Here is a 12,084-nt window from a genome sequence, read left to right as displayed (position 1 = left end):
GTCATGTGACAGAAGGCTTTTGGCGAAGGTTTTCATAGAATATCTCTGCCGTTTACGCCTTTTATTTCATAGACGCAATTGCCTATTAGGGTGAGGTCTGTGCGTTGTCATTAGTGACCTAACTGTCTATACTCTGCGTCCGACCGCCGGGGGCTTTTGGCCTTGTTTTCATGGGGTCGTCACTCCCTGGGTGGTGGGTACCTGACCAGTGCACTTCCCAACAACTTTGCCCTGATTGTTAGGGGCTCTTCAGTGTGAAAAAAAGCCGTGAATAGCCAACGACCTGTAAACCTCGACCTAAGGACCATCAAACTCCCAGTCACTGCTTACACGTCCATTCTTCACCGTGCCTCCGGAATCATTCTCTTTGTCGGCATTGCCATCATGCTTTACGCATTGGGCAAATCGCTGGGCTCCGAGGAAGGTTTCGGCGAAGTGAAGGCGTGTATGACCAGTGCACTAGCCAAGCTAGTGATCTGGGGCCTCCTGTCCGCCTTGCTGTATCACTTGGTGGCCGGTGTGCGCCACTTGATCATGGACATGGGCATCGGCGAGTCGCTTGAAGGCGGCAAACTGGGCTCGAAAATCGTCATCGCCGTTTCTGTGGTGTTGATCGTTCTGGCAGGAGTATGGATATGGTAACCAACGTCACTAACCTCTCGCGTTCGGGTCTCTATGACTGGATGGCGCAACGCGTATCTGCGGTCGTGCTCGCGGCTTATTTCATATTCCTGATCGGATACCTCCTTGTGAACCCGGGCATGGGTTATGCCCAATGGCACCAGCTGTTCACAAATAACGGGATGCGCATCTTCACGCTGCTGGCCCTCGTCGCACTGAGCGCTCACGCCTGGGTCGGCATGTGGACCATCGCGACTGACTACCTGACGACAATGGCGTTGGGCAAGTCCGCGACAGCAATTCGCTTCCTTTTCCAGGCTGTATGCGGCATCGCCATGTTCGCTTACTTCGTCTGGGGTGTGCAGATTCTTTGGGGTATCTGATTCATGGCTAACATTAATACGCTTTCTTTCGACGCCATCATCATTGGTGGCGGCGGTGCCGGCATGCGCGCGGCATTGCAGCTGGCACAAGGTGGTCACAAGACCGCTGTAGTCACCAAGGTTTTCCCGACGCGTTCCCACACCGTTTCGGCCCAGGGTGGTATCACCTGCGCGATCGCTTCTGCGGATCCGAACGATGACTGGCGCTGGCACATGTACGATACCGTCAAGGGTTCCGACTACATCGGTGACCAGGACGCTATCGAATACATGTGTTCCGTAGGCCCGGAAGCGGTGTTCGAACTCGAGCACATGGGTCTGCCGTTCTCCCGTACCGAACAGGGTCGTATTTATCAGCGTCCATTCGGCGGTCAGTCGAAAGACTTCGGTAAAGGCGGCCAGGCTGCCCGTACCTGCGCTGCTGCCGACCGTACCGGTCACGCACTGCTGCACACCCTTTATCAGGCCAACCTGAAAGCCGGTACCGTATTCCTCAACGAATACTACGGTGTGGACCTGGTGAAGAACCAGGATGGCGCCTTTGTCGGCATCATCGCTATCTGCATCGAAACCGGTGAAACCTCGTACATCCGCGCTAACGCGACTGTACTGGCAACCGGCGGTGCTGGCCGTATCTACTCGTCTACCACCAACGCCCTGATCAACACCGGTGACGGTATCGGCATGGCGCTGCGTGCCGGCGTGCCGGTCCAGGACATCGAGATGTGGCAGTTCCACCCGACCGGTATCGCCGGCGCAGGTGTACTGGTGACTGAAGGCTGCCGTGGTGAAGGCGGTTACCTGATCAACAAGCACGGCGAGCGTTTCATGGAGCGTTATGCTCCGAACGCCAAAGACCTGGCTGGCCGTGACGTGGTAGCACGTTCCATGGTTAAAGAGATCATCGCCGGTAACGGCTGTGGTCCAGATGGCGATCACGTAATGCTGAAGCTCGATCACCTGGGCGAAGAAGTGCTGCACAGCCGTCTGCCAGGGATCATGGAACTGTCCAAGACCTTCGCACACGTTGACCCTGCAGTCGCTCCGATCCCGGTTGTTCCGACTTGCCACTATATGATGGGCGGCGTTGCCACCAACATTCATGGCCAGGCGATCACCCAGGACGCCAACGGCGTTGACCAGATCATTCCAGGTCTGTTCGCGGTAGGCGAAGTGGCGTGCGTATCGGTTCACGGTGCCAACCGTCTGGGCGGCAACTCGTTGCTCGACCTGGTGGTGTTCGGTCGTGCGGCCGGTATCCACCTGGAGCAAAGCCTGCGTGAAGGCGTTGACTACCGTCGCGCTACCGAATCCGACGTCGATTTCGCCCTTGAGCGTGTGGCTGGCCTCAACGCCCGCACCACCGGTGAAGATGTCGCTTCGCTGCGTAAAGAACTGCAAAGCTGCATGCAGAACTACTTCGGTGTATTCCGTACTGGCGAATACATGCAGAAGGGTATTGTTCAGCTGGCCGGTCTGCGTGACCGCATCGCCAACGTCAAAATCAACGATAAGAGCCAGGCGTTCAACACCGCTCGTATCGAAGCGCTGGAATTGCAAAACCTGCTGGAAGTTGCCGAAGCAACGGCAATCGCCGCAGAACATCGTACAGAGTCCCGCGGCGCTCACGCCCGTGAAGACTTTGAAGATCGCGACGACGTGAACTGGTTGTGCCACACCCTGTACTTCCCGGGTGACAAACGCGTGACCAAGCGTGCCGTGAACTTCTCGCCGAAAACTGTCCCGACTTTTGAGCCTAAGATCCGGACTTATTAAGGGTGACCGATATGTTGCAAGTCAGTGTTTATCGCTACAACCCTGATCAGGACGCCGCGCCGTTCATGCAGGAATTCCAGGTCAATACCGACGGTAAAGACCTGATGGTGCTGGATGTGCTGGCCCTGATCAAAGAGCAGGACGAAGGTTTCTCCTATCGTCGCTCGTGCCGTGAAGGCGTTTGCGGTTCAGATGGCATGAACATCAACGGTAAAAACGGCCTGGCGTGCATCACGCCGCTGTCGGCGGTGGTCAAGAAAAACAAGCTGGTGGTTCGCCCACTGCCTGGTTTGCCGGTTATCCGTGACCTGGTCGTCGATATGGGCATCTTCTATAAGCAGTACGAGAAGGTGAAGCCGTACCTGATGAACGACACCCCGGCGCCTGCGATCGAGCGTCTGCAGTCGCCTGAAGAACGTGAAAAGCTGGACGGTCTGTACGAGTGCATCCTGTGCGCTTGCTGCTCGACTTCCTGCCCGTCGTTCTGGTGGAACCCTGACAAGTTCCTGGGCCCGGCTGCACTGCTGCAAGCCTATCGTTTCCTGGCTGACAGCCGTGACAACCACACTCAGCAACGCCTGGCTTCGCTGGATGACCCGTTCAGCGTATTCCGCTGCCGCGGGATCATGAATTGCGTGAGCGTATGTCCGAAGGGCCTCAACCCTACCAAGGCTATCGGTCACGTTCGCAACATGCTGCTGCAAAGCGGTGTTTGATTTGTAACGCTGTACCGTTATTGCTTTACCTGTAGTAGCTGCGGCGCAGGCTTCAACCGGCGCCGTAGTTTTAACCTGAGCAGTAGCTCACGAAGCTGCGGCTCTTATTTTGAAGAAATGAGACCAGCAGGGGCATCCGGGCTGGTACCCGGACTATCAGCGTTGATCGTGGTGGCTTGACTTAGTCGCTGTACATGGACTTTTTCAGGCGTGCCGTAGTGTCTTCGCCGGTGGTGTCCCCTTACCGAGGGTGACCAAGCATGCAAGAAAGCGTGATGCAGCGCATGTGGAACAGTGCCCACCTTTCCGGTGGTAACGCTGCCTATGTGGAAGAGCTCTACGAGCTTTACCTGCACGACCCTAACGCTGTGCCAGAAGAGTGGCGCACCTACTTTCAGAAGTTGCCCGCTGACGGCAGCTCTGCCACCGATGTTTCGCACTCGACAATCCGCGATCATTTCGTCTTGCTGGCTAAAAACCAGCGCCGCGCACAACCGGTTTCTGCCGGCAGCGTGAGCAGCGAGCACGAGAAGAAGCAGGTTGAAGTACTGCGGATGATCCAGGCCTACCGTATGCGCGGCCATCAGGCAGCCCAGCTCGATCCGCTGGGACTGTGGCAGCGATCTTCGCCAGCCGACCTGTCGATCAATCATTACGGTCTGACCAACGCTGATCTTGATACAACGTTCCGCGCCGGTGACTTATACATCGGCAAAGAAGAAGCGAGCCTACGCGAAATCGTCGAAGCGTTGCAGCAGACATATTGCCGCACCATCGGCGCCGAGTTCACTCACATCGTGGACTCCGAGCAGCGTAACTGGTTCATGCAGCGCCTCGAAAGCGTGCGTGGGCGTCCGGCGTTCTCCGCTGACATCCAGAGCCACCTGCTCGAGCGTGTGACCGCGGGCGAAGGCCTGGAAAAGTACCTGGGCACCAAATACCCGGGCACCAAGCGTTTCGGTCTGGAAGGCGGCGAAAGCCTGATTCCGATGCTGGACGAACTGATCCAGCGCTCCGGCTCCTACGGCACCAAAGAAGTCGTGATCGGCATGGCCCACCGTGGCCGTCTGAACGTCCTGATCAACACCTTCGGTAAAAGCCCGCGCGACTTGTTCGACGAGTTCGAAGGCAAGAAGAAGGTCGAACTGGGTTCCGGCGACGTCAAATATCACCAGGGCTTCTCGTCCAACGTAATGACCTCTGGCGGTGAAGTTCACTTGGCCATGGCTTTCAACCCGTCCCACCTGGAGATCGTTGGTCCGGTAGTGGAAGGGTCGGTGCGTGCGCGTCAGGATCGTCGTAACGATCCGACCGGTGAGAAGGTTCTGCCGATTTCCATCCACGGTGACGCTGCAATCGCAGGTCAGGGCGTGGTCATGGAAACCTTCCAGATGTCGCAGACTCGCGGCTTCAAGACGGGCGGCACGGTCCACATCGTCATCAACAACCAGGTTGGTTTCACCATCAGCAACGCGGCAGACGCGCGCTCCACCGAGTACGCGACCGACGTGGCCAAGATGATTCAGGCGCCGATTCTCCATGTGAATGGTGATGACCCTGAAGCCGTGGTGTTCGTGACTCAGCTGGCAATCGATTACCGCATGCAGTTCAAGCGTGACGTGGTCATCGACATGTTCTGCTACCGTCGTCGCGGTCACAACGAAGCGGACGAACCAAGCGGCACCCAGCCGTTGATGTACCAGCAGATCGCCAAGCAGCGCACCACGCGTGAACTGTACGCTGATAGCCTGATCAAGGCCGGCGTGCTTGATGATGCCAGCGTTCAGGCAAAAATCGATGACTATCGCGATGCGCTGGACAACGGTCTGCACGTGGTAAAAAGCCTGGTCAAAGAGCCGAACAAAGAGTTGTTCGTCGACTGGCGTCCGTACCTGGGCCACGCCTGGACTGCGCGTCACGACACAAGTTTCGACCTGAAGACCCTGCAGGAACTGTCGTCCAAACTGATGGAGCTGCCAGAAGGCTTCGTGGTTCAGCGTCAGGTGCAGAAGATCTACGAAGACCGTCAGAAAATGCAAGTCGGCGGCCTGCCGATCAACTGGGGTTACGCCGAAACCATGGCGTACGCGACCCTGGCGTTCGAAGGTCACCCGATCCGCATGACCGGTCAGGACATTGGTCGTGGCACGTTCTCACACCGTCACGCGGTGCTGCACAACCAGAAAGACGCCACTAGCTACATTCCGCTGCAGAATCTGTACAAAGGTCAGCCGCGTTTTGACCTGTACGACTCGTTCCTGTCGGAAGAAGCGGTACTGGCGTTCGAATACGGTTACTCGACCACCGAGCCTAACGCTCTGGTTCTCTGGGAAGCTCAGTTCGGCGACTTCGCCAACGGTGCCCAGGTGGTTATCGACCAGTTCATCACCAGTGGCGAGCACAAGTGGGGCCGTCTGTGCGGTCTGACCATGTTGCTGCCACACGGTTATGAAGGTCAGGGTCCGGAGCACTCGTCTGCACGTCTTGAGCGTTACCTGCAACTGTGCGCCGAGCACAATATTCAGGTGTGCTTGCCGACTACGCCGGCTCAGATCTACCACCTGCTGCGTCGTCAGGTCATCCGTCCGCTGCGCAAGCCGCTGATCGTGTTGACTCCGAAGTCGCTGCTGCGTCACAAGCTGGCGGTTTCAACGCTGGAAGATTTGGCTGACGGTTCGTTCCAGACCGCTATCCCGGAAATCGACGCACTGGATCCGTCCAAGGTCGAGCGCCTGGTGCTGTGCAGCGGCAAGGTCTACTACGACCTGCTGGAAAAACGTCGTGCCGAAGGTCGTGAAGACATCGCCATCGTGCGTATCGAGCAACTGTATCCGTTCCCGGAAGACGACCTGGTCGAAATCCTGGCGCCGTACACGAACCTCAAGCACGCCGTCTGGTGTCAGGAAGAGCCAATGAACCAGGGCGCCTGGTACTGCAGCCAGCATCACATGCGTCGCATCATCGCCGGCCACAACAAGGCATTGGTCCTTGAATACGCTGGTCGTGACGCATCCGCAGCCCCGGCTTGCGGATACGCTTCGATGCACGCTGAGCAGCAGGAAAAACTGCTGCAAGATGCCTTTACTGTTTAACGCCTTCGCGCATCAGAATCCGAATTTAAGGAACCATAGATAATGGCTATCGAAATCAAGGCCCCAACTTTTCCGGAATCGGTTGCCGACGGCACCGTTGCCACCTGGCACAAAAAGCCGGGCGAAGCTGTCAAGCGTGACGACCTGATCGTCGACATCGAAACCGACAAGGTTGTACTTGAAGTTCTGGCTACTGCTGATGGCGTGCTGGGCGCTATCGTCAAGAACGAAGGCGACACCGTTCTGTCCGACGAACTGCTGGGCACCATCGAAGAAGGTGGCGCTGCTGCCGCTGCTCCGGCCGCTGCTGCTTCGGCGCCTGCCGCTGCCGCCGCGCCGGTTGCTGCTGACGAAGACGCCATCGCTGCTCCGGCCGCTCGCAAGCTGGCTGAAGAAAACGGCATCAACCTGGCCAACGTGAAAGGCACCGGCAAAGACGGTCGCATCACCAAGGAAGACCTGGTTGCAGCCATCGAAGCGAAGAAATCCGCTCCTGTCGCTGCGCCTAAGGCTGCTGCCGCTGCTGCTCCGGTAGTCGCTGCTGGCGACCGCGTTGAAAAACGCGTTCCGATGACCCGTGTACGTGCCACCGTGGCCAAGCGCCTGGTTGAAGCTCAGTCGAACATGGCGATGCTGACCACGTTCAACGAAGTCGACATGACCGAAGTCATGGCCCTGCGTTCGAAGTACAAGGACCTGTTCGAGAAGTCGCACAACGGCGTACGCCTGGGCTTCATGTCGTTCTTCGTGAAAGCAGCTACCGAAGCGCTGAAACGCTTCCCGGCTGTCAACGCGTCGATCGATGGTGCTGACATCGTTTACCACGGCTATGCCGACGTCGGTGTTGCTGTTTCCAGCGACCGTGGTCTGGTTGTGCCGGTTCTGCGTAACGCGGAATTGATGAGCCTGGCTGAAATCGAAGGCGGTATTGCTGCCTACGGCAAGAAAGCCCGTGACGGCAAACTGTCCATCGACGAAATGACCGGTGGCACGTTCACCATCACCAACGGTGGTACATTCGGTTCGATGATGTCGACCCCGATCGTCAACCCGCCACAAGCGGCGATCCTGGGCATGCACAACATCCTTCAGCGCCCGATGGCTATCAACGGTCAGGTTGTCATTCGTCCGATGATGTACCTGGCGCTGTCCTACGATCACCGTTTGATCGACGGTAAAGAAGCAGTGACCTTCCTGGTGACCATCAAGAACCTGCTGGAAGACCCGGCTCGTCTGTTGCTGGATATCTAATAAGCAGCGGCAAGCATCAAGCGTCAAGCTGCGAGTTAAAGCAGCTTGGCGCTCCGCTTGCGGCGTGTTCATGGCATCAATGAATCAGTTGCGAGCCATATCTGCCAGTCAACGCAGATCAGCTTGCGGCTTATAGCTTGAAGCTTGCAGCTAAAGAGGAACTCTTTTCTATGTCCCAAAAATTCGACGTGGTAGTGATTGGCGCGGGCCCTGGCGGTTACGTAGCTGCGATCAAGGCTGCACAACTGGGTCTTACGACTGCTTGCATCGAGAAGTACCAGGACAAGGAGGGCAAACTGGCCCTCGGCGGTACTTGCCTGAACGTAGGCTGCATTCCATCCAAGGCGCTGCTGGACAGCTCCTGGAAGTTCCATGAAGCCCAGGACGGCTTCAAGATCCATGGTATCAACCACGCTGGCGTGACCATGGACGTGCCTGCGATGGTCGCGCGCAAGTCGACCATCGTTAAAGGCCTGACTGGCGGTGTTGCCAGCCTGTTCAAAGCCAACGGCGTTACGTCTATTGAAGGCCACGGCAAGCTGCTGGCCGGCAAGAAAGTCGAAGTGACCAAGCCTGATGGTTCGAAAGAAATCATCGAAGCCGAGCACGTGATCCTGGCACCAGGCTCGCGTCCGATCGACATTCCACCGGCTCCGGTTGATCAGAACGTGATCGTCGATTCGACGGGCGCTCTGGAATTCCAATCCGTACCAAAACGTCTGGGCGTGATCGGCGCTGGCGTGATTGGTCTGGAACTGGGTTCTGTCTGGTCGCGTCTGGGTGCTCAAGTGACCGTTCTGGAAGCGCTCGACACCTTCCTGATGGCTGCTGACGCCGCTGTTTCCAAAGAAGCACTGAAAACCCTGACCAAGCAAGGTCTGGACATCAAGCTGGGCGCTCGCGTAACCGGTTCCAAAGTCAACGGCGAAGAAGTGGTCGTGACTTACACCGACGCCAACGGCGAACAGACCATTACTTTCGACAAGCTGATCGTAGCCGTTGGTCGCCGTCCCGTGACCACCGACCTGCTGGCTGCCGATTGCGGCGTGGTCCTCGACGAGCGCGGTTTCGTGCACGTTGACGATCATTGCGCCACCGCCGTACCGGGCGTTTACGCCATCGGTGACGTGGTTCGCGGCATGATGCTGGCGCACAAGGCGTCGGAAGAGGGCATCATGGTTGTCGAACGCATCAAGGGTCACAAGACTCAGATGAATTACGATCTGGTCCCATCGGTTATTTACACTCACCCGGAAATCGCGTGGGTCGGTAAAACCGAGCAAACCTTGAAGGCTGAAGGCGTTGAGGTTAATGTCGGCACCTTCCCGTTCGCCGCTTCTGGCCGTGCCATGGCAGCGAACGACACCGGCGGTTTCGTCAAGGTCATCGCAGATGCCAAGACCGACCGCGTTCTGGGTGTGCACGTGATTGGTCCGGGCGCTGCCGAGCTGGTACAGCAAGGCGCGATCGGTATGGAATTCGGCACCAGCGCTGAAGATATCGGGATGATGGTTTTCTCTCACCCGACGCTGTCCGAAGCCCTGCACGAAGCAGCTCTGGCAGTGAATGGCCATGCCATCCACATCCAGAACAAGAAAAAACGCTGAGACAACAAGAAACCACGGTAGGCAAACCGTCGTGAGCCTTGCCTGCAAGGCTCACCGCGGAATGTAATCCGGACTCGCCCTTGCGGGCGCCTTGAGGAACGTACAGAGCCTTGGTGTTCGGCACGTTCCTGAGGTCACCCGAAAGTAGCAGTCACAGGTGGTGCGGCACCCCCCCAGGTGCAGCACCGAATGCGCAGTACCTAACGAAGACGGTAATAAGCATGAATCTTCACGAGTATCAGGGTAAGCAGCTGTTCGCTGAATACGGCCTGCCAGTATCCAAAGGCTACGCAGTAGACACCCCGGAAGCTGCAGCAGAAGCTTGCGAAAAAATTGGCGGCACCGAGTGGGTCGTCAAAGCCCAGGTTCACGCTGGTGGTCGCGGTAAAGCGGGCGGCGTCAAGCTGGTTCGCAGCAAAGAAGACGCCGCTGCGTTCGCTCAACAGTGGTTGGGCAAGCGTCTGGTCACTTACCAGACTGATGCCAATGGTCAGCCAGTTACCAAGATTCTGGTTGAATCGTGCACTGACATCGCTAAAGAGCTGTATCTCGGCGCTGTAGTAGATCGTGCGAGCCGTCGTATCGTGTTCATGGCTTCCACCGAAGGTGGCGTGGACATCGAGAAAATCGCTCACGACACTCCTGAGAAGATTCTCAAAGCCACTATCGATCCACTGGTTGGCGCTCAGCCATTCCAGGGTCGTGACCTGGCATTCCAACTGGGTCTGGAAGGCAAGCAAGTTACTCAGTTTGCCAAGATCTTCGTTGGCCTGGCTAACCTGTTCAAGGACCACGACCTGGCCCTGCTGGAAGTCAACCCGCTGGTGATCAAGGCTGACGGCGATCTGCATTGCCTCGATGCCAAGATCAACATCGACGCCAACGCCATGTACCGTCAGCCTAAGCTGAAGACTTTCCACGATCCGTCGCAAGACGATCCGCGCGAAGCGCACGCTGCCAAGTTCGAACTGAACTACGTGGCGCTGGAAGGCAACATCGGTTGCATGGTCAACGGTGCTGGCCTGGCCATGGGTACCATGGACATCGTCAACCTGCATGGCGGCAAGCCAGCCAACTTCCTCGACGTGGGCGGCGGTGCTACCAAAGAACGCGTTACCGAAGCATTCAAAATCATCCTGTCCGACACTAACGTCGCTGCAGTATTGGTTAACATCTTCGGCGGCATCGTTCGTTGCGACATGATTGCCGAAGGCATCATCGGCGCAGTGAAAGAAGTTGGCGTGAAGATCCCGGTTGTTGTTCGCCTTGAAGGCAACAACGCTGAGCTGGGCGCTAAAGTACTGGCAGAAAGCGGTTTGAACATCATCGCTGCTACCAGCCTGACCGACGCTGCTCAACAAGTCGTTAAAGCTGCGGAGGGCAAATAATGAGCGTCCTGATCAATAAAGACACCAAAGTTATCTGCCAGGGCTTCACCGGCTCCCAGGGTACTTTCCACTCCGAACAAGCCATTGCCTACGGCACCAAAATGGTTGGCGGCGTGACCCCAGGCAAAGGCGGCACTGTCCACCTGGGCCTGCCAGTGTTCAACACTGTTCGCGAAGCAGTAGAAACCACTGGCGCTACCGCCAGCGTGATCTACGTTCCTGCTCCGTTCTGCAAGGACTCCATCCTTGAAGCAGCGTTCAGCGGTATCAAACTGATCGTCTGCATCACCGAAGGTATTCCTACCCTCGACATGCTGGATGCCAAGGTCAAGTGCGACGAGCTGGGTGTAATCCTGATCGGCCCTAACTGCCCAGGCGTTATCACCCCAGGCGAGTCGAAGATCGGCATCATGCCTGGTCACATTCACTTGCCAGGTAAAGTCGGTATCGTGTCGCGTTCCGGCACCCTGACTTACGAAGCTGTGAAGCAGACCACTGACGCTGGTTTCGGCCAGTCGACTTGCGTCGGCATCGGCGGTGACCCGATCCCAGGTTCGAGCTTCATCGACATCCTGAAATTGTTCCAGGAAGACCCGAAGACTGAAGCGATCGTGATGATCGGTGAAATCGGCGGTTCGGCTGAAGAAGAAGCGGCTGCCTACATCAAGGCACACGTGACCAAGCCGGTTGTTTCCTACATCGCTGGTGTGACTGCCCCTGCTGGCAAGCGCATGGGCCATGCTGGCGCAATCATCTCTGGCGGCAAAGGCACTGCAGACGAGAAATTCGCTGCGCTGCAAGACGCAGGCGTTAAAACCGTGCGTTCGCTGGCAGACATCGGCAAGGCTTTGGCTGAGCTGACCGGTTGGGCTGTTAAGTAAGCTTCTGCTTAACTGACATCGCGATCTGCAAAGGCCACCTTCGGGTGGCCTTTGTGCTTTCTGGGGCTTGTGTTTTCTGATGTTTGAGCGCGGCGATCCGACAAGCCTGCCTCACACAGTGCATCTGCGGCACGTACAAATCTCCTACAGGAGATGTTTTTCGACCATGTCCCGGTAGGCTAAACGCAAGTCCCCTGCAGTCACCGGATAGACCTTTTCCGGCCAGCTAACCTCCATCGTGTCCTGATTGCGACACCCTCTGTCGCTCATGAGACGCTATCGCCCTATAACAGTGCGGAGCCACCCGAAAATTCGTTAGGATGCTCGCCATTTTGTGCCCATGACTCCCACAAGGAGCCATCGTGCACT

General features: G+C 57.1%; 9 protein-coding genes. All 9 read left to right on the top strand.

What is annotated here, in order from left to right:
- Positions 1 to 267: 267 nt before the first annotated feature.
- The 9 genes from sdhC (at position 268) to sucD (ending at position 11,715) form a co-directional block, all read left to right on the top strand.
- Positions 268 to 642 carry a succinate dehydrogenase, cytochrome b556 subunit gene (gene sdhC / locus ACF0H7_RS18850; protein WP_397448409.1) on the top strand — a complete coding sequence of 125 codons (375 nt, stop codon included), beginning with the start codon at positions 268 to 270 and terminating at the stop codon, positions 640 to 642.
- Entirely contained in the window at positions 636 to 1,004 is a 369-nt protein-coding gene (sdhD, locus tag ACF0H7_RS18845; RefSeq protein ID WP_397448408.1) for a succinate dehydrogenase, hydrophobic membrane anchor protein, read from the top strand. The genes sdhC and sdhD overlap by 7 nt, the downstream gene beginning before the upstream one ends.
- Before the next feature lie 3 nt (positions 1,005 to 1,007).
- Positions 1,008 to 2,780: a succinate dehydrogenase flavoprotein subunit gene (gene sdhA / locus ACF0H7_RS18840; RefSeq protein ID WP_397448407.1), complete on the top strand. Its 1,773-nt coding sequence runs from the start codon at positions 1,008 to 1,010 to the stop codon at positions 2,778 to 2,780.
- A gap of 11 nt (positions 2,781 to 2,791) precedes the next feature.
- A complete protein-coding gene (locus ACF0H7_RS18835) occupies positions 2,792 to 3,496 on the top strand; it encodes a succinate dehydrogenase iron-sulfur subunit (protein WP_397448406.1) in 705 nt (234 codons plus the stop codon).
- A gap of 260 nt (positions 3,497 to 3,756) precedes the next feature.
- Positions 3,757 to 6,588, top strand: a complete 2,832-nt coding sequence (locus ACF0H7_RS18830) for a 2-oxoglutarate dehydrogenase E1 component (RefSeq protein WP_397448405.1) — start codon at positions 3,757 to 3,759, stop codon at positions 6,586 to 6,588.
- Positions 6,589 to 6,630: 42 nt separating this feature from the next.
- Positions 6,631 to 7,839 (top strand): 2-oxoglutarate dehydrogenase complex dihydrolipoyllysine-residue succinyltransferase, encoded by a 1,209-nt coding sequence (gene odhB / locus ACF0H7_RS18825; protein ID WP_397448404.1) that lies wholly within the window; start codon positions 6,631 to 6,633, stop codon positions 7,837 to 7,839.
- 170 nt (positions 7,840 to 8,009) lie between these two features.
- The gene (lpdA, locus tag ACF0H7_RS18820; RefSeq protein ID WP_397448403.1) at positions 8,010 to 9,446 is read left to right on the top strand and encodes a dihydrolipoyl dehydrogenase; all 1,437 of its coding nucleotides are present in this window, start codon (positions 8,010 to 8,012) and stop codon (positions 9,444 to 9,446) included.
- 221 nt (positions 9,447 to 9,667) lie between these two features.
- Positions 9,668 to 10,834 carry an ADP-forming succinate--CoA ligase subunit beta gene (sucC, locus tag ACF0H7_RS18815; protein ID WP_397448402.1) on the top strand — a complete coding sequence of 389 codons (1,167 nt, stop codon included), beginning with the start codon at positions 9,668 to 9,670 and terminating at the stop codon, positions 10,832 to 10,834.
- Positions 10,834 to 11,715 (top strand): succinate--CoA ligase subunit alpha, encoded by an 882-nt coding sequence (gene sucD, locus ACF0H7_RS18810; RefSeq protein WP_397448401.1) that lies wholly within the window; start codon positions 10,834 to 10,836, stop codon positions 11,713 to 11,715. Before sucC ends, sucD begins: the two co-directional genes overlap by 1 nt.
- Positions 11,716 to 12,084: the final 369 nt, after the last annotated feature.

It is taken from the genome of Pseudomonas sp. NA-150, from assembly GCF_044336365.1.
GTDB lineage: Bacteria > Pseudomonadota > Gammaproteobacteria > Pseudomonadales > Pseudomonadaceae > Aquipseudomonas.
The sequence above is the reverse complement of the archived record's forward strand: the minus strand, read 5'-3'. Positions and strand labels throughout refer to the sequence as shown.

Bases quoted from the DNA above. Each gene is read 5' to 3' on its own strand.
- sucC (WP_397448402.1), top strand. From the start codon at position 9,668: ATGAATCTTCACGAGTATCAGGGTAAGCAGCTGTTCGCTGAATACGGC.
- sdhD (WP_397448408.1), top strand. From the start codon at position 636: ATGGTAACCAACGTCACTAACCTCTCGCGTTCGGGTCTCTATGACTGG.
- sucD (WP_397448401.1), top strand. From the start codon at position 10,834: ATGAGCGTCCTGATCAATAAAGACACCAAAGTTATCTGCCAGGGCTTC.
- odhB (WP_397448404.1), top strand. From the start codon at position 6,631: ATGGCTATCGAAATCAAGGCCCCAACTTTTCCGGAATCGGTTGCCGAC.
- ACF0H7_RS18835 (WP_397448406.1), top strand. From the start codon at position 2,792: ATGTTGCAAGTCAGTGTTTATCGCTACAACCCTGATCAGGACGCCGCG.
- lpdA (WP_397448403.1), top strand. From the start codon at position 8,010: ATGTCCCAAAAATTCGACGTGGTAGTGATTGGCGCGGGCCCTGGCGGT.
- sdhA (WP_397448407.1), top strand. From the start codon at position 1,008: ATGGCTAACATTAATACGCTTTCTTTCGACGCCATCATCATTGGTGGC.
- ACF0H7_RS18830 (WP_397448405.1), top strand. From the start codon at position 3,757: ATGCAAGAAAGCGTGATGCAGCGCATGTGGAACAGTGCCCACCTTTCC.